22 protein-coding genes and 1 riboswitch are annotated in these 17778 nt (G+C 44.1%); of the genes, 1 reads left to right on the top strand and 21 read right to left on the bottom strand.

Annotation, left to right across the window (positions count from 1 at the left end; genetic code table 11):
• Window positions 1-49 precede the first annotated feature (49 nt).
• The 13 genes from ERX55_RS08085 to ERX55_RS08025 form a co-directional block, all read right to left on the bottom strand.
• Window positions 50-802 carry a LamB/YcsF family protein gene (locus ERX55_RS08085; RefSeq protein ID WP_133452068.1) on the bottom strand — a complete coding sequence of 251 codons (753 nt, stop codon included), beginning with the start codon at window positions 800-802 and terminating at the stop codon, window positions 50-52.
• A 3-nt stretch (window positions 803-805) separates the two neighbouring features.
• On the bottom strand, window positions 806-2155 hold the full coding sequence (accC, locus tag ERX55_RS08080) for an acetyl-CoA carboxylase biotin carboxylase subunit (protein ID WP_133452067.1): 1350 nt from the start codon (window positions 2153-2155) through the stop codon (window positions 806-808).
• Window positions 2156-2165: 10 nt separating this feature from the next.
• The gene (locus ERX55_RS08075) at window positions 2166-2579 is read right to left on the bottom strand and encodes an acetyl-CoA carboxylase biotin carboxyl carrier protein (protein ID WP_133452066.1); all 414 of its coding nucleotides are present in this window, start codon (window positions 2577-2579) and stop codon (window positions 2166-2168) included.
• A gap of 1 nt (window position 2580) precedes the next feature.
• The gene (locus ERX55_RS08070; RefSeq protein WP_133452065.1) at window positions 2581-3534 is read right to left on the bottom strand and encodes a 5-oxoprolinase subunit C family protein; all 954 of its coding nucleotides are present in this window, start codon (window positions 3532-3534) and stop codon (window positions 2581-2583) included.
• Window positions 3531-4226, bottom strand: coding sequence for a 5-oxoprolinase subunit PxpB (gene pxpB / locus ERX55_RS08065; RefSeq protein ID WP_133452064.1), 696 nt, complete (start codon window positions 4224-4226; stop codon window positions 3531-3533). Before pxpB ends, ERX55_RS08070 begins: the two co-directional genes overlap by 4 nt.
• A gap of 132 nt (window positions 4227-4358) precedes the next feature.
• Window positions 4359-5210, bottom strand: coding sequence for a membrane protein insertase YidC (gene yidC, locus ERX55_RS08060; protein WP_133452063.1), 852 nt, complete (start codon window positions 5208-5210; stop codon window positions 4359-4361).
• Window positions 5211-5286: 76 nt separating this feature from the next.
• A complete protein-coding gene (gene thiE, locus ERX55_RS08055) occupies window positions 5287-5919 on the bottom strand; it encodes a thiamine phosphate synthase (RefSeq protein WP_243721483.1) in 633 nt (210 codons plus the stop codon).
• Window positions 5920-6705, bottom strand: a complete 786-nt coding sequence (gene thiM, locus ERX55_RS08050) for a hydroxyethylthiazole kinase (RefSeq protein ID WP_133452061.1) — start codon at window positions 6703-6705, stop codon at window positions 5920-5922.
• Window positions 6686-7495: a bifunctional hydroxymethylpyrimidine kinase/phosphomethylpyrimidine kinase gene (gene thiD / locus ERX55_RS08045; RefSeq protein WP_133452060.1), complete on the bottom strand. Its 810-nt coding sequence runs from the start codon at window positions 7493-7495 to the stop codon at window positions 6686-6688. The genes thiM and thiD overlap by 20 nt, the downstream gene beginning before the upstream one ends.
• Entirely contained in the window at window positions 7488-8156 is a 669-nt protein-coding gene (tenA, locus tag ERX55_RS08040) for a thiaminase II (RefSeq protein WP_133452088.1), read from the bottom strand. Before tenA ends, thiD begins: the two co-directional genes overlap by 8 nt.
• Before the next feature lie 48 nt (window positions 8157-8204).
• Window positions 8205-8300: riboswitch (TPP riboswitch) on the bottom strand.
• Window positions 8301-8382: 82 nt separating this feature from the next.
• Entirely contained in the window at window positions 8383-9150 is a 768-nt protein-coding gene (locus ERX55_RS08035) for a transglycosylase family protein (protein WP_133452059.1), read from the bottom strand.
• A 185-nt stretch (window positions 9151-9335) separates the two neighbouring features.
• The gene (locus ERX55_RS08030) at window positions 9336-9689 is read right to left on the bottom strand and encodes a LysM peptidoglycan-binding domain-containing protein (protein ID WP_133452058.1); all 354 of its coding nucleotides are present in this window, start codon (window positions 9687-9689) and stop codon (window positions 9336-9338) included.
• Window positions 9690-9881: 192 nt separating this feature from the next.
• Complete coding sequence (locus ERX55_RS08025) at window positions 9882-10490, bottom strand: single-stranded DNA-binding protein (protein ID WP_133452057.1); 609 nt, start codon at window positions 10488-10490, stop codon at window positions 9882-9884.
• 212 nt (window positions 10491-10702) lie between these two features.
• On the opposite strand from ERX55_RS08025, the gene ERX55_RS08020 reads away from it, so the two are divergent.
• A complete protein-coding gene (locus tag ERX55_RS08020; RefSeq protein WP_133452056.1) occupies window positions 10703-11131 on the top strand; it encodes a YwpF-like family protein in 429 nt (142 codons plus the stop codon).
• A gap of 91 nt (window positions 11132-11222) precedes the next feature.
• Here the strand turns inward: ERX55_RS08020 and fabZ are convergent, their stop codons facing one another.
• From fabZ to atpA, 8 genes are all read right to left on the bottom strand, one after another.
• Entirely contained in the window at window positions 11223-11666 is a 444-nt protein-coding gene (gene fabZ / locus ERX55_RS08015; RefSeq protein ID WP_133452055.1) for a 3-hydroxyacyl-ACP dehydratase FabZ, read from the bottom strand.
• On the bottom strand, window positions 11667-11864 hold the full coding sequence (locus ERX55_RS08010) for a DNA-directed RNA polymerase subunit beta (RefSeq protein ID WP_208001517.1): 198 nt from the start codon (window positions 11862-11864) through the stop codon (window positions 11667-11669).
• A gap of 4 nt (window positions 11865-11868) precedes the next feature.
• The gene (gene murA, locus ERX55_RS08005; protein WP_133452054.1) at window positions 11869-13146 is read right to left on the bottom strand and encodes a UDP-N-acetylglucosamine 1-carboxyvinyltransferase; all 1278 of its coding nucleotides are present in this window, start codon (window positions 13144-13146) and stop codon (window positions 11869-11871) included.
• A gap of 81 nt (window positions 13147-13227) precedes the next feature.
• On the bottom strand, window positions 13228-13452 hold the full coding sequence (locus tag ERX55_RS08000) for a DUF1146 family protein (RefSeq protein ID WP_133452053.1): 225 nt from the start codon (window positions 13450-13452) through the stop codon (window positions 13228-13230).
• 53 nt (window positions 13453-13505) lie between these two features.
• Window positions 13506-13913: a F0F1 ATP synthase subunit epsilon gene (locus ERX55_RS07995; protein ID WP_133452052.1), complete on the bottom strand. Its 408-nt coding sequence runs from the start codon at window positions 13911-13913 to the stop codon at window positions 13506-13508.
• Between the two features lie 17 nt (window positions 13914-13930).
• Window positions 13931-15343, bottom strand: a complete 1413-nt coding sequence (atpD, locus tag ERX55_RS07990) for a F0F1 ATP synthase subunit beta (protein ID WP_133452051.1) — start codon at window positions 15341-15343, stop codon at window positions 13931-13933.
• An 18-nt stretch (window positions 15344-15361) separates the two neighbouring features.
• Window positions 15362-16222, bottom strand: coding sequence for an ATP synthase F1 subunit gamma (gene atpG, locus ERX55_RS07985; protein WP_133452050.1), 861 nt, complete (start codon window positions 16220-16222; stop codon window positions 15362-15364).
• A gap of 34 nt (window positions 16223-16256) precedes the next feature.
• Complete coding sequence (gene atpA / locus ERX55_RS07980; RefSeq protein ID WP_133452049.1) at window positions 16257-17765, bottom strand: F0F1 ATP synthase subunit alpha; 1509 nt, start codon at window positions 17763-17765, stop codon at window positions 16257-16259.
• Window positions 17766-17778: the final 13 nt, after the last annotated feature.

Here is a 17778-nt window from a genome sequence, read left to right as displayed (position 1 = left end):
CGCTGTTAATTTTGTATTGTTTTCCACTCTTTCATCCCCTTTGTTCTGACTATATCATCAGCAATTTTATGTCCTGTTGCTGTAAAGCCGTTCTGATTGCATGGACGAATCTCAGCGCTTCAGGTCCATCACCGTGAACACAGATAGAATCTGCCTGGATCGGCACAAGCTTACCTGTTTTCGTTTTGACGACCTGGTCGTTTATCATGCGCAAGATATGAGACGTCGCTTCTTCTGCATCATGAATCAATGCGTCTGTCTCAGTCCGACTGACAAGTGTGCCGTCTTCTTCATAATTACGGTCTGCGAAGACTTCATGAATACCTGTCATCCCCTTGTCTTCTGCCGCCTGGACGAGATGACCGCCTGCAATGCCCATCACTTTCAGGTCAGGGTCCAGTCTGTAAAGTGCTGCAACAATATGATCAGCAAGTCTGCGGTCGTTAAAAGTTGCATTGTAGAGCGCACCATGCGGTTTAACATGATTTAACTTCACTGCATGACGCTTACAGAATGCTTGAATCGCCCCGACTTGATAAGTGACAAGGGCTTCAACCTCATCATAAGACATCTCTACTTTACGGCGTCCAAAGCCCATCAGGTCATGATAACCGGGATGTGCACCGATACCGATCCCGTGTTCTTTGCAGAGTTGAATGGTCTGATCCATCACGTTATAATCACCTGCATGCATCCCACATGCCACATTCGCGGAAGTGATGAGCGGAATGATTGCTGCGTCATTACCGATTGTGTAATTACCGAAACTTTCTCCTAGATCTGCGTTCAAATCAATTTTCATCTGTTATCCCTCCAGGAAGTGATTCTTCTCAAGAAATTTAATATCGAGTGTGTTGGCAACATAGTTCGGATGCTGAATGATGCGATACTGGAAATCCAGATTCGTTGCGAAGCCGGCAATCACTGTTTCATCCAGAATCGTCTGCATTTTCTGTATAGTGCGTTCACGTGTTAAGTCAAACGTGATGATTTTAGCAATCATCGAATCATAGTAAGGAGAGACTGTGCAGTTCTCATAAAGAAATGTATCGATTCTGACGCCGGGTCCGCCTGGTAAGTGCAGAGCTTGGACTTTACCTGGTGACGGTCTGAAGTTGTGTGCCGGGTCTTCCGCGTTAATCCGGCATTCCATGGCAAAGCCGTGAATTTTAATATCTTCCTGTTTGAAAGGGAAATGATCATCCAGTGCAATATCGAGCTGCGCTTCGATAATGTCGACACCGGTCACACGTTCTGTCACGGTATGCTCCACTTGTACTCTTGTATTCATTTCCAGGAAATAATAGTCGTTTGTCTCTTCAACGTAAAGAAATTCCAGCGTGCCGGCGCCGCGGTAATGGAGGTTCTTCGCTGCGCTGACTGCATCACTTGTCATCTTTTCTCGTATGTCTGCCGGTACAATAACAGCAGGTGCTTCTTCAATCAGCTTCTGATTGTTACGCTGTATCGAACAGTCACGGTCATACAGATGAATAGCATCTCCTTTACCGTCACCCAGCACCTGCACCTCAATATGACGTGCCGTTTTGATGAACTTTTCCATATAGACTCTGTCATCACCGAAAGCTTTCAGTGCTTCGTTCTTGGCAGAGTGATACAGTTTTTCAACATCAGCCATATCATTGACGATACGCATGCCTTTTCCGCCGCCCCCTGCGACTGCTTTAATGACAAGCGGTACACCGACTGTCTCTGCCATTTTGACCGCTTCTTCTGCTGTCGGGATGACATCCTTAGATCCAGGGATGACAGGGACACCCGCAGCGATCATCGTTTTTCTTGCCTCTGCCTTATCCCCCATCTTGTCAATCGTCTCAGGTGTAGGTCCGATGAAAATAATATCATGTTTCGCACATGCCCGGGCAAAGCTTGAGTTTTCAGCGAGAAAACCATAACCCGGATGGATGGCGTCTGCATTTGAGACGATGGCTGCGGAGATGATCTGATTCATATTCAGGTAACTTTTCTGAGCCTGCGCCGGACCGATGCAGTATGCTTCATCCGCCAGAGCCACATGTAGCGCATCTTTATCAGAAGTGGAATAGACAGCGACGGTCTGGATACCGAGCTTTTTGCACGTTCTGATAATGCGGATCGCGATTTCTCCTCTGTTGGCGATCAGTACTTTTTTCATTGTGACACCCCTATACTTCTTTAATTTTAACTAACGGCTCGTCATAGCTGACTGCTGTACCACTTTCCACTAATATTTCTTCGATGGTGCCTGATACTTCAGCCTGGATATCATTCATGACTTTCATCGCTTCAATGATACCGATGCGGTCCCCTTTTTCGACTTTCTGGCCGACTTTCACAAGCGGCTCAGTGCTGTCTTCATTCTCAGTATTATAGAAAGTGCCGACTAACTGTGACTTCTGAATATAGCCTTCAGAAGCCGCTTTTACTTCATTCTGTACAGGTGCCTCCAATGGTACTGCAGCTAATGCCGGCACTGCTTTTTCGATATGATACTCTGTTTCTTTATCTTTGTATGAAATGACTTTTAACTGATGATCATTCATCAGCTGGATTAATGTCTCTAAGTTTTCAGTATTCATATTATTTCACCCTTTTAATTAATTGTTGGATCTTGCTGCCTGATGAACGTCCTTTATACGCCAGCACATCAATATCTTCAATATATTTCAGCATCTTCTTTTTCTCTTGAATCGCTTCTTCCAAGGTCCCCGGCACGAGATGAATCTCTTCGCCTGGTTTCTTCTGGACGAGCTTTACCAGATCATAGAAATAGACCGTTCCTACTTTTGCGTAACCGCCTACTGTCTGACGGTCGTTGAGGAGTACAATCGGCTGACCTGACGCCGACACCTGTATCGAACCGAGCTGAACCGGTTCAGAGATAATATCATAGTTCTCTGCCTTGATGACGTCGCCTTCCAGTCTGATGCCCATACGGTCAGACATGCTGGATACTGTATAAGATTTCAGCTTGAACTTTTCAAAGCGCTCAAACTGCTGCCCAGGAATAAACCGGATTCTGTTGTCATCGAATGCCGGCGTATAAATGGTCTTCGCTGCTACTTTTTCCGGCTTTGAAAAGACGAGCTCATCTCCTGCTTTCAGTGCGCGTCCTTTTATACCTCCGAGCCTAATCTTAGTATGCGTCGCATAGCTATCATAGACAGGTTCTATATCAAACCCGTTTCTGACTGTCAGATAAGTGCGCATGCCAGTCACTGCAGCGCCAAATGCCAGCTGATCATTCATCTTGGCGTAGTGAATGGTGTTATGCTTCACCGGTCTACCATTTAGCGTCGCCAGCATATCTGCACCTGTGATAATAAAGGCATTACCACGTCCAAATTCGAATGTGCCCCCTTGCATCGTCATTTCAAGGCTGACAGGACGCTCATTAGCAAGCAGCTGATTGCAGACCATAAAACTGAAATAATCCATCGCCCCGCTCGGACTTAAGCCGAAATGCTGGACACCTTGACGTCCTGCATCCTGCAGCGTCGTAAACAGACCGGGCTGTATCACTTTTAAACTCATACTTCAGCCTCCTTTACTTCAATCTGATACTCGGAATCTTGCTCTATTGCCGTATATTCTTCTTTGCTGACGGCTTTAAACTGAATATAGTCCCCAGCTTCATAGAAAACAGCAGGTGTACGATCTGCATCAAATAAGGTGACAGGCGTTCGACCGATAATATTCCAGCCACCCGGTGATGCAAGTGGATACATGCCGGTCTGTTCATTGGCGATACCCACAGAGCCTGCCGGTATTTCTTTACGTGGTGTCTCTTTTCTCGATTTAGCGATGGACGCATCCAGTCCGCCGAGGAAAGGAAATCCTGGCATGAAGCCCAGCATATAGATTAAATACTGTCTGGAAGTATGACGTTCAATCACTTCCTGCGGAGTAAGTCCACAGTACTCTGCCAGTTCAGCCAAGTCCAGTCCATAGTCATAACATACAGGAATGGTATAGACCTTCGCAGTCCGCTCGGCCCGGTCACTTATATCCAGACGGTTAATCAATTCAGCTATTCCATCGTGCGTGATTGAATCCTTAAAGTAAATAACAAGCGTGTGGTAAGAAGTGATGATTTCTTCTATTCCCTCCACCTGCTGTCTTTCAAGTGCACGTTTGAGCGCCAGGACTTGCTGATTCACTTGCTCGCTGATTGTTTCTTCAAACACACATGCCATCGCATTTTCATTAATATATTTAATTTCCATCTATGAAACCCCTTTCAAATCCCATATAAATTTTAACATACTATTCAGATAATTCTATATATTTTTTTTGATATATGATCAAATGAATATCGTACAAGAAAAAAAACACCACCAAATCGGCGATGTTTTAAGTTACCTTTTTTTCTTTTTTGCTTTGACTTGTGTATTTCTTGCTCTTTTTTCCTGGTTCTCTTCATGCGCTTCGATAAGCGGCTTCATTTCTTCATGGACTTTCTGTTTGTAGAACTTATTTCCTAACCATGTCTGCAGAACAAGGAATGCCCCGCCGACTGCCCAGTATAATGGCAGTGCTGCTGGTGAGATATAAGACATCCAGATGATCATAATAGGCGAAATGAACATCATCATACGCATCTGTGCTTTCTGTTCATCAGGGATATTCTGCATAGAGACAAAAGCCTGCGCTGCATACACGATACCTGCGATGATCGTCATTAAAATATCCGGTTGTGTCAGTTTAAACCATAAGAAGTCCGGATATTGTGTGATGCCGCCCCCTGATGGATACTTCAGGACATAGAAAAGACCTGTAACAATCGGCAGCTGGATCAACAGCGGCAGACAGCCCATGTTGAGGGGATTGATATTATTCTCTTTGTATAGGGTCATCATTTCCTGATTGGCAGCCATTTTCTCTTCTTGTGTACGTGCATGTTTTGATTTTTCCTGGATTGCCTTTAATTGCGGCTGAATCAGATTCATTTTCTCTTTCATCACGCTCTGATTTTTGTACGTTCTCATCATGAATGGGAACAACGCCAGACGCACAATTAACGTGATCGCGATAATCGCAAGCCCATAGTTATGACCCATATTAGCACCCAGCCAGTGGATCAGCAGATCCAGTGGATGCACGAATGTATCATAAAAGAAACCTGTCCGATTAGACTCCTTGGAATAATCACAGCCCGCTAAAAATATAATAATACCGAACAATAATGGCATCAAAGCCTTTTTCTTCATTTCTTCACCTCATAATATTCTTCACATAGAGGTTATTTTAACACATTTTATGTGCTGATTAAACTAGAGAACTCGGTTATTTGTAATAATCCAGATAATTCTTCACATCTTGTTCAATGTTTGAACTGGCAGCGATGGAAGAAATGGTTGAGATACCGTCTGCACCTGCTTTTAATATCATCTCGCAGTTACGATTCGTGATACCGCCAATCGCGACAATCGGAATCTGTTCGTCATAAAGCCGCATCTTACGAATCAGTTCGATACCGCCAGGACGTTTGGCATCACTTTTTGAACTCGTTTCATACACGGGTCCTACACCAATATAATCCACATGTGTTAAATCAGACTGATCATATTCCTCAAAGTTGCTGACAGACAGGCCAATAATCTTGTCAGGGAACTTTTCAATGATATCTGCAATCTTGTCATCATCCTGACCTAAATGTATCCCGTCTGCATCGACATCCAGGGCGAGCTGCCAGTCATCATTTACAATGAAAGGGACGCCGTATTCTGTACAGAGCGCTTTCAATTTGAACGCCATCTGCTTTTTGTCTTCGCCCGTCAGTGCACCTTGCCCTTTTTCTCTGAACTGGAAGAGCGTAATGCCTGCTTTCAAGGCTTCCTCCAGCACCTTTTCAATATCTCGGGTATTGTTGGTCCCGCAGATAAAATACAGTTGTAACATCTCACGCTTAAATTCCAATTACCTCACTTCTTCCACTCGCATATTCTTCGCTACGTCATTTTCGTCTGTGCTGTTCAACATATCCAGCAGGTTAATCTGAAAATGCCCCGGCAAAGTGCCATTATCAAGTGATTCCGCCTTTTCAGCTGCAATATTGTAATAAGAGACAGCTTCGACTAAATCATCTAATGTCGGTTCAACCTCATTATATATAAAAGCGCTGACAATTGCCCCTAATAAACATCCACCGCCTGTGACTTTAGTCAGCATTGCCGTGCCGTTTGACAGCTGCTTCGTCTTGCCTTGAGCATAGATAGCGTCATGTTCGCCTGTCACGACGATGGCTGTCTTCAGCTGTTCGCCTGCTGCCTTGGCTATGGCGACTGTATCAAGCGATAAGTCACTATCTGTCCCTTTCATCGTCGTCTCTTCAATGAGCCCTTTTATTTCTGAGGCATTGCCGCGGATGACACTGATCTTATATTGCTCGATGAGTTTCAGACAGAAATTTTTTCTGAATGCTGTCGCACTGCAGGCCACAGGATCCAGGACGACCGGCACACCCCATTTATTCGCTGCTTCGGCCGCTTTTTCCATAGAGGGGATACTCTCTTTAGTAATCGAGCCGATATTGATCAGGACCGCCCCTGCATGTTTGATGAAGTCTTCCAGTTCTTCGACTTCTGTCGCCATAGCGGGGCTCGCACCGAGTGCCAGCAGACCATTAGCCGTGAAATTTTTGACGACATCATTGGTCAGGCAGATGATAAGCGGTTGGTCTTGTCTAATTTGATTGATTTTCATGTTCTTCCTCCTGATAGCTGAAATGGTTGACAGGGCCGTTACCATGACCGAGTCCCGGCGTGTTCAGAATCGCACTCGTGATATAAGCTTTCGCAGTTCGGACACTGTCTTCTATAGAGCGGCCTTTCGCAAGTTCTGCTGTAATCACTGCGCTGAAAGTGCACCCCGTGCCGTGTGTATGATAAGTTGCAATCCTTCTGGCGGGCAGTTCAATGACACCGTTCTTCGTAAAAAGGTAATCAATGGCATCCCCTTCCATATGACCGCCTTTTACAATGACAGCCTGACTGCCGATCTCATTCAGAAAAATGGAGCCGGCACGGTCGATATCACTTCTCGATTCCACTTTCATGTTCAGAATACGTTCGAGTTCCGGTAAGTTCGGTGTCGCTACTGTCGCTAAATCGAGCAGCTTATAGCGCACCGCGTTCTTGCCTGCATCATCCAGCAGATCATCGCCGCTTTTTGCGACCATGACCGGATCGATGACATAGGGGATCTGATGCTTTTCAATATAAGGTCTCACAACATCCATGACCTCACTTGACGCAAGCATACCGGTCTTGACTGCATCCGGTACAATATCACTGTAGATACTCTCAAGCTGAGCTTCCAGCACATGCACCGGTTGATCGAAGACCTGCTGCACGCCCCGCGTATTCTGTGCGACAATGCTTGTAATGGCGCTCATGCCGTATACGCCTCTGGACTGAAAGACTTTGACATCAACAATCGTACCGGCACCACCAGTCGGATCTGTGCCTGCAATAGATAACGCGGTTTTAAACATCCCATGTCTCCTGATGGTAGGACATCGCGAAAAATCTACGTTCATGAACGCAGCTCTCGAGGAAATTGCGTCTTAAAATGGCTTTATTCTGTTCTGTCGTCGTTTCAGCAAAACGATTGACCCAGCGGTTTAAATGACCCATCAATTCATCCATATTCACCGCGTAGAAATCTACCCAGTCTTTTAGAGGGTTGCCTGTTAAATCGTGATTTTCTTTTATTTTTAAAGCTAACTGCTGATACACATAAGGACAAGGCGCCATGGCACAGATAGTGAAGCTTGCATCATCATATTTGAAGGCATTGTAATATATATGCTTGATATAGTGGTCACTCGCCGGATACCATTCGCCGCCTGCAATAATCGATGTATAGTCCTCCCCTACATAATCTGCCATCGTATAATGGGCAGTCACTTCACCATTGACAACAAAGTCAATCTGCTCAAGCAGAAAACGTATATCTGCCTGGTCATCCAGTTTGGCAATTAACAGGCTGTAGATTTTGGCAAACTCATTTAGATAGAGATGATCCGCCTTTAAATAATGGCGGATTGCATCCTTTGAGATATCTCCCTTGATAATGCCTTGTATAAAAGCATCATGGTAAATCGCATTAATAATGGGTTCCGCTTCTCGTTGCAATTCATCAGTAAACATTATGATTCCTCCTTCAGCATACAAAAAAGACCTATTTCCGCAGAAAAAGGCCTTCAAATACGACCGCTTTCCTACGCTAGCATTATCTAGATCAGGTAAAGGGTTTGACATCGTCATCTCAGCCATCAGGCACCCCTAGCAGTAAATAGGTATTTTGTTATCTTAAGCATATAGAACCCGGAGATTGAATGCAAATAAAAAAAGACTATCCTCAGATAGTCTTGGCAGATTAATAAGCTGTACTCCAGTGCTGTGCACCATATTGTGTATAAAGGATACGAGCACGTTTCCATTGTTCTTCAACAGAAGCATCGGCAGGGTTACCTGTACCGCCGACAGCTGCCCAAGTGGAAGGTGAGAACTGGAATAAACCATAGTAACCAGCAGGGTTGACCGCGCGTGGGTTACCGCCTGATTCACGCTGCATGATTAATTTCAAGTGAGCATCTACGCTGGAATTTGTCGCGTATGAAGCAGCTGAAGTTTGAGTTGTTGCTGCTTTAGGCGCCTGTTGTGCCGGTGCCTGGTATGTTTTCACCGGTGCCTGTTGTGCGGGTGCCTGATAAGTTTTCACCGGCGCCTGTTGTGCTGGCGCCTGGTAGGTTTTCACCGGTGCCTGTTGTGCACTGACTTTTAAAGTTTTACCTGCGATAATCAAATCAGAGGATAAGTTATTCCAAGCTTTAAGGTCTGCTACTGTTACATTGAACTGAGCAGCAATTTTGCCTAAAGTATCGCCTGCAACGATATGATAGAGTGTTGTGTCGTGAGGAGCAGCTTTAACCGTTTTTTCGTTAATTTTTAAGACTTGTTTAGGTAAGATCAGATTGGAAGTTAAATTGTTTTCAGCCTTAATATTTGCAACTGATGTACCATATTGCTGGGAAATCGCCCAGAGTGTATCTCCAGATTTAACTGTATACTCTGCTGCATTTGCTGTTGCTGCGAACGAACCTGCTACTGCTACCACAGTCGATGCTGCTAATACTTTTTTCATCACTTTGTTCCTCCTAGGAATGAGCTTTTTCATTAATAAGAATATATCAGAATAAAATATTTCATAGGTTACAGGTATATAAAAGATAAAAGCGTAATATTACGCTGATATTACAAAATATCAAGCTTGGCTTATTTTTCCTAAAAAAAAGAAATTAACTAATGGCGTTAATTTCCTGCTGAATGCTAATTGACTAAAAGCGTCCGGCCTTCAGTCAATGTCTGTTCGCCGGTAATATGGTTCAAATGATGAATCTGCTTGACTGATACATCACATTTCTCTGCTATTTCTGATAGTGTGTCACCCTTAACTACCTTATACTTGCCATTTACAAGAACTTCAACTTTCGGATCAGGTGTAATTAAGGTGTTATCTACCGCATTAATCTTTTCTATACTTTCAATCGTTCTATCATATTTATCTGTAATTGACCAAACCGATTCATCCATCTGCAAATCTTGCATTTTTGCTTCAGCATTCGTTGTTGCTACAATGCCAGACAAAATGACAGCACCGATAATGACTGATAACCTATTCATTTCTGTGTTGTCCCCCGTCTTTGTTTCATCTTGATATTACTTTAGCACGCTTTATGATTTCTATGGTTACAGAAAAATGATAAGTCAGCTCCTTAAATTACGTAGATATTACAAAATGATATCAAAATAAAAAACCCTTCCAGACAGCACGTGTGAAAGGGTGAGTGGGGTGGGTGTGAGTAAGAAAGTTACTTATGAGAGAACGGCTGCTTCCTTCGGATCATCTTCCGCATTTTCCTGTGAAGTCTCATTTGTGAGTGTATCTAATGATTGCAGTAACTCATGACTTTCATCATCAGTGATGACCTTGACAGGTTCAGTTTTTATCGGCGTTGTATTCTGTTCAGCAATCATCTGCTTGACTGATGTTTCTTTCGCGAGCAAAATCGCATGTGTTTTTTCAGCATCTGATAGCTCACTCCAGATTTCATCAGGTGTCTGAGGCAGTATATCACCTGTTTTGATAGCACCGAAGTTCGGTAGAAACTTGATGCTCTCAATAAGAATCTCCGTGAAATACTGAGGTTTCTCTTCTCCTGGTTTCTGATAACGATTGCTGTGAATCTGGCCTGTCACACAAACCGTTGAGCCTTTACGACAATACTGCAAAATATTCGCTGCTGTTCTGTTGAAAGCTTTGCAGTGGAGGAAATCCACGGTCTGAGCCTGCTCATCGCGAGGTTTATATCCTCGTTCAATAGCAAGCGGAAATGTTACACACTGTACACTATTTTTATTAGATTGCTGATTCGATTTCGGTGCATTCGCCAGGCGTCCGACAAGTACGACTTTATTGATCATGTGTCACCTCCTTTCTATCCCCACTATAACCTGACCGAAATAAATTGAAAAATCACTGTTTTTATTATTCAGCGGCTGTAGTTATGCAGTTTCTGATAAATTACTTGTATTTGATGAAAAACTACGACTTATTTCTGACATTTCAGGAAAATTGATAACTTTTTGAATTACAGTCAAGCAAACTATATAATGGGTGAAAGGAGGATCAATCCATGAAAACATTTAAAGCACTCAGGTTTCAGATCGTAGAAAATGAGACCACCCATGAGTTCACTGTACATGATGGAGTCATCATTAATAAAGAGAACAGTGGCACAGGGTGGTTGCTGGAAATTCTGATTGACCGCATACATAAAGAAACCATGGAGGCTTATCAAGAAAATCAGACTGTCCTGGATACAAGAGTGGTCATTACACGCGCCTCCAATGATCCCGCTCTATTTGAAGCCACTATCAAAAACATCAAAGAATTAAATGATAAGATTTCAGTTATTTTTGAATGTCATATTTATACACCAAGGCAGGCTTACGCAGAACAGTTGCTCGAACAACTTGTTGAAGATAAACTGACAGGTGATGAACTGATCAGCACCTTTAATCGCATGATGGTCTCTAAACCGATTTTAAGAGAAAAAGACTAAGCAAAGTCCCGCAAACTACTTTTGCGGGACTTTATTTAGCCGTTTCATCCGAAAGAAACCCCCTACCACACTGTGTGATAGGGGGTTGCGCTTATTCTTGAGCATCCGTTAATGCAAATGTAATTTCACAGCTGCAAGCGACTGCGCCGTCCACTGTTGCGGTCGCCGTTCCTTTTCCGATGGGCCCTTTAATCTTAGAGATCTCTACCTCTAATCTCAGCGTGTCTCCAGGTGTCACCTGTTTCTTAAAGCGGCATTTATCAATGCCCGCAAACAAAGCGATCTTCCCTTTGTTCGCCTCCATGTCAAGCATCGCAACTGCACCTACTTGCGCGAGTGCCTCAACAATGAGAACGCCAGGCATTACAGCATAGTCCGGGAAATGTCCTTGAAAGAAAGGCTCATTCCCACTTACTTGTTTCATCCCTACACAACGTTTACCTTCTTCCAGTTCAACAACACGGTCAATCAGCAAAAATGGATAACGATGCGGAATAATTTTTTTGATTTCATCAAAAGTCAGAATAGTTTCCATCTAATTCAAGCTCCCTGTCAGTTCAAAAATATGTGTCCATGTATTCGGATTAAAGATGCCGAATGGTGAATGAAGAACGCCGTAGCCCATCATCAGGCCGGTTAAAAACAGAATAAGTGCCAGTGCGAGTATAATCATAATCGTCATAAACATCGGTATTTTGCGGTGAACAACTTCATTACCTGAATAATTAGCCATTTTTCTACCTCACCTCTACTTTATCTTCTGCCGTACGTTCAATATCTGCCCCCAGCTGCTTAAGTTTACCGTGGAAGTTAACGTACCCACGGTCAAGGTGCTTCAGCTCAGTCACACGCGTATAACCTTCTGCGACCAGTCCGGCAAGAATCAATGCAGCAGCTGCTCGTAAATCCGTTGATTTTACCGATGCACCGTGCAGCTCACTTTGCCGTATAAAAGCAGTGCGGTCACTGACTCTAGTGTTGCCGTTCATCTTCATGAATTCATCGATATGCATGAAACGATTTTCGAATACTGTTTCAGTCATGCGGCTCTCCGTCTCTGCTGTCATCATCAGTGCGGTCATCTGGGCCTGCATATCAGTCGGGAATCCTGGATGCGGCATTGTTTTAACTTCAACGCCTTTAAGAGGCTGGTTAACCGTCACTCGCAGACCCTGTTCTTCTTCAGAGATTGTAACGCCCATCTCCTGCAGTTTGGAGATCAGAGAGGTCATGTGTTCCGTACGGGCTCCTTCCACCACGACATCACCGCGCGTAATCGCTGCTGCAATCATATAAGTCCCTGCTTCTATACGATCCGGCACAATCGTATGCGCGGCGCCAGTTAAACGTTCGACGCCTTCAATGATCAATGTATCTGTACCTGCACCTGTAATGCGTGCACCCATCGCATTTAAATATTCGACGAGGTCAACAATTTCAGGTTCTCTTGCGACATTGGCAATCACTGTAGTTCCTTCAGCAAGTGTAGCTGCCATCACAATATTCTGTGTCGCGCCGACACTCGGGAAATCAAGATAAATATTAGCCCCCTGCAGACGGCCATCCACCCGGCCGACTAAATAACCATTTTCCTGTTCAATCACTGCGCCTAATGCGGATAACCCTTTTAAATGCTGTTCGATAGGACGTGACCCGATAGCACAGCCTCCTGGCTGAGCCACCCGTGCGTGACCCAATCTGGCAAGAAGAGGCCCCATCACTAAGATACTCGCTCTCATTTTACTGACATATTCATAACTCGCCGTCGACTTAAGCTCTGACGTTGCATCTACTTCATATGTATCGGCCGCTACCTGCTTCACGCTGACATTCAAACCATCAAGTACATGACTGATGGTATCAACATCTGATAACTGCGGTACATTGGTAAAAGTACTTACACCCTGATCCGCTAATATAGATGCCGTTAAAATAGGTAACACTGCATTCTTCGCGCCTTCTACTTTAACTGTTCCTGCTAGACGGTTGCCGCCCTTTACTAAAATCATATCCATCGTTTTTCCTCCACCACTCTACTTCTATAACCTCTACTATATCAAAAATATACATGGAACAGTAAGTTTAATTGTCGGCCGTTACATCCAGGTCATCTGCTGTGACAGATAGATGATATCCATGATAAAGTCACTGACTAATTTACCGAGCGCAAAGCTCATAAAAATCAGCAGTAACTGAATCTGTTGGGTATGATTCGCCTTAAACCATTGTTCTGTTCTCAATGATTTAAGTGCCCAAAAAGACAGACATGTAAACACGACGTGAAGTATCAGATGAATGATTGCATAGATTCCAGTATCCATATTCTCCTCCTCAACTAAAAAAAGACTTAGTTCTCACTAAGTCTTTTTAGGTTTTAACGATATTTGGCTACATCCAAACGATTAAGGGCACGATGAAGAGCATGCTCAGCGCGGTGATAGTCCACGCCTTCTTTTTTGTCCTGCTCCAGACGTTCCTGTGCACGTCTTAAAGATTGCTGCGCACGCTCAACGTTGATAGCATCTGATTGCTCAGCAGCCTGTACAAGTACTGTTACACCTGTCGCACGGATTTCAGCGAAACCTTCCGTTACAGCGATATAATGTACTTTTTTATCAACCGTCACACGTACTGCACCGATTTTAAGCGGCGCAACAGTCGGAATATGTCCGGCCATAATCCCCATCTCGCCGCCTTCAGTCTGTAGTACGACAAGTTCAGCCTGCTCAGTAGAATAAACTGAACCATTAGGAGTAACAATATTTAACGCTAACGTGTTCATATCTCATTCCTCCTAAGTTAGACTTGTACACCCATACCTTTAGCTTGTTCAAGTACTGCTTCAATGCCGCCGACTAAACGGAATGCATCTTCTGGGATGTGGTCATATTTACCTTCAAGAATAGCCTTGAAGTCCTGAACGGTCTGTGCAACCGGCACATAAGATCCTTTTTGACCTGTGAACTGTTCAGCGACGTGGAAGTTCTGTGATAAGAAGAACTGGATACGACGTGCGCGGTTAACAGTCTTTTTATCATCATCAGATAACTCATCCATACCCAGGATGGCAATGATATCTTGAAGTTCGCGGTATTTCTGAAGTGTAGCCTGTACACCACGAGCAACTGCATAGTGCTCTTCACCTACAACAGCAGGTGTTAATGCACGTGACGTCGATGCAAGTGGATCTACGGCTGGGTAGATACCCATCTCTGTTAATTTACGTTCTAAGTTTGTCGTTGCATCTAAGTGGGCGAAAGCAGTCGCTGGCGCCGGGTCAGTATAGTCATCGGCTGGTACGAATACGGCCTGGATTGACGTTACGGAACCGACGTTGGTAGACGTGATACGCTCCTGTAATTGACCCATCTCAGTTGCGAGTGTTGGCTGGTAACCAACGGCAGAAGGCATACGGCCTAAAAGAGCGGATACCTCAGAACCTGCCTGCGTGAAACGGAAGATATTGTCGATGAATAACAGTACATCCTGACCCTGTTCATCACGGAAATATTCTGCCATTGTCAAGCCTGATAAGGCAACACGCATACGTGCACCAGGTGGCTCGTTCATCTGTCCGAATACCATCGCTGTCTTCTTGATAACGCCTGAGTCACTCATCTCGTGGTATAAGTCATTACCTTCACGAGTCCGTTCACCGACCCCCGCGAATACTGAAATACCACCGTGCTCCTGTGCGATATTGTTGATTAATTCCTGAATTAATACTGTTTTACCTACACCGGCACCACCGAAGAGACCGATTTTTCCACCTTTGATATAAGGTGCTAATAAATCGACAACTTTGATACCTGTCTCAAGGATTTCAACTTTTGTTGATAAGTCCTCGAATTTAGGTGCAAGACGGTGAATCGGATCGCGACGAGTACTTGCTGGTATCTCTTCTCCTAAATCGATCTTTTCACCCAGAACATTGAATACACGTCCTAATGTTTCGTCCCCAACCGGAACAGAGATAGGTGATCCTGTATCTGTAACTTCAGCACCACGTTGTACGCCGTCTGTAGAGCTCATTGCGATAGTACGAACTGCATCGTCACCTAAGTGAAGGGCTACTTCCAGAGTTAACGTTGTAGTACCGTTTTCACGCTGGATATCTAAAGTTAAAGCGTTATTAAGTTCTGGTAACTGACCGTGTGCGAACTTAACATCAATAACTGGACCCATAACTTGAATTACGTGACCTACTGCCATTATTATTCCTCCCTAAAATTATTCGAGTGCCGCTGCGCCGCCGACAATCTCAGTAATCTGTTGTGTAATTGCCGCCTGACGAGCACGGTTATATTGTAATGATAAATCATCTATCAGTTCTTTAGCATTGTCTGTTGCATTCTTCATCGCTGTCATACGAGAAGCATGTTCACTCGCTTTAGCATCAAGTAAAGCGCCGTAAATCAAGCTTTCAGCATATTGTGGAAGAATGACATCTAAAATGGCTTCCTTGTCGGGTTCAAATTCATACATCGCAGTTGCCCCAGTCGCCTGAATATCATTCTGGCTGACCGGCAGAATACGACGTTCCTGAACTTCCTGCTCCAGGACACTGATAAAGTGGCTGAAGTGCAGGTAAAGTTCATCGAATTCACCCGTCTCGTATCGCTCAACAGCATTTTTAGTCAGTGCATTGATCGCCTTGAATGAAGGTTGTTCTGGCAGTCCCACCATCTCATTGATGATGTTATAACCACGGGCCTTCAAGAAATCTCGACCTACACGACCGATGACTAGAATGCCGTACTGACTTGCATCATTGTTATGACGTTCTTTGATGATATTCGTCACATTTTTCAGCACACTTGCATTATAAGGACCTGCAAGACCTTTATCACTCGTTACGACGAGATAGCCGGTTTTCTTGACGGGACGTTTTACAAGCATAGGGTGTGAACTCTCATTACCACCGATTGCTGAGATTGTTTCCTGCATCTTATCCATATATGGATAGAAGCTTTTCGCATTTTCTTCAGCACGTCTCAGTTTTGAGTTAGACACCATATGCATGGCTTTTGTAATCTGACTCGTTTTCTGTGTTGAAGTAATACGTGTTTTGATCTCTCTAAGTGAACTCATTTTGTCACCACCTTATTTACTTATCATTCTCTGATTAGACTGAACGTTTGAAGATTTTTTTGAAAGCATTGATTGCGTCAACGAACTTTTCGTCTGCCGGTAAAGCTTTAGTCTCACGAATCTCCTGGTATAGGTGTGGTGCATTATTGCCCACCCATCCTAAGAATTCATCTTCAAAACGAGTGATGTCCTGTACAGGAATGTCATCAAGGTGACCTTTAGTCAGTGCATAAAGAATCGTAACCTGTTTTTCAACAGTCAGCGGTTTATTTTCGTCTTGTTTCAGCACTTCTACTGTACGTTTACCACGCTCAAGTTTCGCTTTAGTGGCCGGATCTAAGTCAGAACCGAACTGCGCGAAGGATTCAAGCTCACGGTATGACGCTAAATCCAGACGTAGTGTACCTGCTACTTTTTTCATCGCTTTGATCTGGGCTGAACCCCCTACACGTGAAACAGATAAACCTGCGTTGATCGCTGGACGCACACCTGAGAAGAATAAATCTGACTGTAAGAAAATCTGACCATCTGTGATAGAGATAACGTTGGTCGGAACGTAAGCTGAGATATCCCCTGCCTGCGTTTCTACGAATGGAAGCGCTGTGATGGATCCGCCACCTAAATCATCGTTTAATTTAGCTGCACGCTCAAGTAAACGACTATGTAAGTAGAAGACATCCCCAGGATAAGCTTCACGACCTGGCGGACGACGAAGTAATAATGATAACTCACGGTAAGCTGCTGCCTGCTTCGTTAAATCATCATAAACGATTAAGACGTGCTTACCATTGAACATGAACTCTTCAGCCATTGCGACACCTGAGTAAGGTGCAAGGTAAAGAAGTGGCGCTGGTTGTGATGCTGAAGCTGATACGACGATAGTGTAATCTAATGCGCCGTGCTGACGTAAAGTTTCAACTGCTGTACGCACTGTTGATTCTTTTTGTCCGATAGCGACGTATACACAGATCATATCTTCATTTTTCTGGTTAAGAATCGTATCAATCGCAACGGTTGTTTTACCTGTCTGACGGTCACCGATGATCAACTCACGCTGACCACGACCGATAGGTACAAGTGCATCAATCGCTTTAATACCTGTCTGCAGAGGCTCGTCTACTGATTTACGGTCCATAACGCCTGTAGCAGGAGATTCGATAGGACGTGTTTTAGTAGTGTTAAGAGGGCCTTTACCGTCGATTGGCTGACCGAGAGGATCCACTACACGACCAATCAGTTCTTCACCTACAGGTACTGACATGATGCGACCTGTACGTTTCACTTCGTCTCCTTCTTTAATTCCTGTATAAGGTCCTAAAATAACGATACCTACATTGTTTTCTTCTAAGTTCTGCGCAAGTCCTAAGACACCGTTATGAAATTCTACAAGTTCCCCTGCCATAACGTTGTTAAGACCGTGAACTAAAGCGATACCGTCACCGACCTGAATTACTGTACCGACATCTGTTACTGTCACACCAGATTCATAGTTTGCAATCTGTGACTTTAACAGTGCACTGATTTCTTCAGCTTTGATGGCCATCTATGTCACTCCT

The organism is Macrococcus bovicus, from assembly GCF_004359575.1.
In the GTDB taxonomy this organism is placed as follows: Bacteria; Bacillota; Bacilli; order Staphylococcales; family Staphylococcaceae; genus Macrococcus; species Macrococcus bovicus.
The sequence above is the reverse complement of the archived record's forward strand: the minus strand, read 5'-3'. Positions and strand labels throughout refer to the sequence as shown.

Bases quoted from the DNA above. Each gene is read 5' to 3' on its own strand.
- ERX55_RS08085 (WP_133452068.1), bottom strand. From the start codon at position 802: ATGAAAATTGATTTGAACGCAGATCTAGGAGAAAGTTTCGGTAATTAC.
- accC (WP_133452067.1), bottom strand. From the start codon at position 2,155: ATGAAAAAAGTACTGATCGCCAACAGAGGAGAAATCGCGATCCGCATT.
- ERX55_RS08075 (WP_133452066.1), bottom strand. From the start codon at position 2,579: ATGAATACTGAAAACTTAGAGACATTAATCCAGCTGATGAATGATCAT.
- ERX55_RS08070 (WP_133452065.1), bottom strand. From the start codon at position 3,534: ATGAGTTTAAAAGTGATACAGCCCGGTCTGTTTACGACGCTGCAGGAT.
- pxpB (WP_133452064.1), bottom strand. From the start codon at position 4,226: ATGGAAATTAAATATATTAATGAAAATGCGATGGCATGTGTGTTTGAA.
- yidC (WP_133452063.1), bottom strand. From the start codon at position 5,210: ATGAAGAAAAAGGCTTTGATGCCATTATTGTTCGGTATTATTATATTT.
- thiM (WP_133452061.1), bottom strand. From the start codon at position 6,705: ATGAAAATCAATCAAATTAGACAAGACCAACCGCTTATCATCTGCCTG.
- thiD (WP_133452060.1), bottom strand. From the start codon at position 7,495: ATGTTTAAAACCGCGTTATCTATTGCAGGCACAGATCCGACTGGTGGT.
- ERX55_RS08035 (WP_133452059.1), bottom strand. From the start codon at position 9,150: ATGAAAAAAGTATTAGCAGCATCGACTGTGGTAGCAGTAGCAGGTTCG.
- ERX55_RS08030 (WP_133452058.1), bottom strand. From the start codon at position 9,689: ATGAATAGGTTATCAGTCATTATCGGTGCTGTCATTTTGTCTGGCATT.
- ERX55_RS08025 (WP_133452057.1), bottom strand. From the start codon at position 10,490: ATGATCAATAAAGTCGTACTTGTCGGACGCCTGGCGAATGCACCGAAA.
- ERX55_RS08020 (WP_133452056.1), top strand. From the start codon at position 10,703: ATGAAAACATTTAAAGCACTCAGGTTTCAGATCGTAGAAAATGAGACC.
- fabZ (WP_133452055.1), bottom strand. From the start codon at position 11,666: ATGGAAACTATTCTGACTTTTGATGAAATCAAAAAAATTATTCCGCAT.
- ERX55_RS08010 (WP_208001517.1), bottom strand. From the start codon at position 11,864: ATGGCTAATTATTCAGGTAATGAAGTTGTTCACCGCAAAATACCGATG.
- murA (WP_133452054.1), bottom strand. From the start codon at position 13,146: ATGGATATGATTTTAGTAAAGGGCGGCAACCGTCTAGCAGGAACAGTT.
- ERX55_RS08000 (WP_133452053.1), bottom strand. From the start codon at position 13,452: ATGGATACTGGAATCTATGCAATCATTCATCTGATACTTCACGTCGTG.
- ERX55_RS07995 (WP_133452052.1), bottom strand. From the start codon at position 13,913: ATGAACACGTTAGCGTTAAATATTGTTACTCCTAATGGTTCAGTTTAT.
- atpD (WP_133452051.1), bottom strand. From the start codon at position 15,343: ATGGCAGTAGGTCACGTAATTCAAGTTATGGGTCCAGTTATTGATGTT.
- atpG (WP_133452050.1), bottom strand. From the start codon at position 16,222: ATGAGTTCACTTAGAGAGATCAAAACACGTATTACTTCAACACAGAAA.
- atpA (WP_133452049.1), bottom strand. From the start codon at position 17,765: ATGGCCATCAAAGCTGAAGAAATCAGTGCACTGTTAAAGTCACAGATT.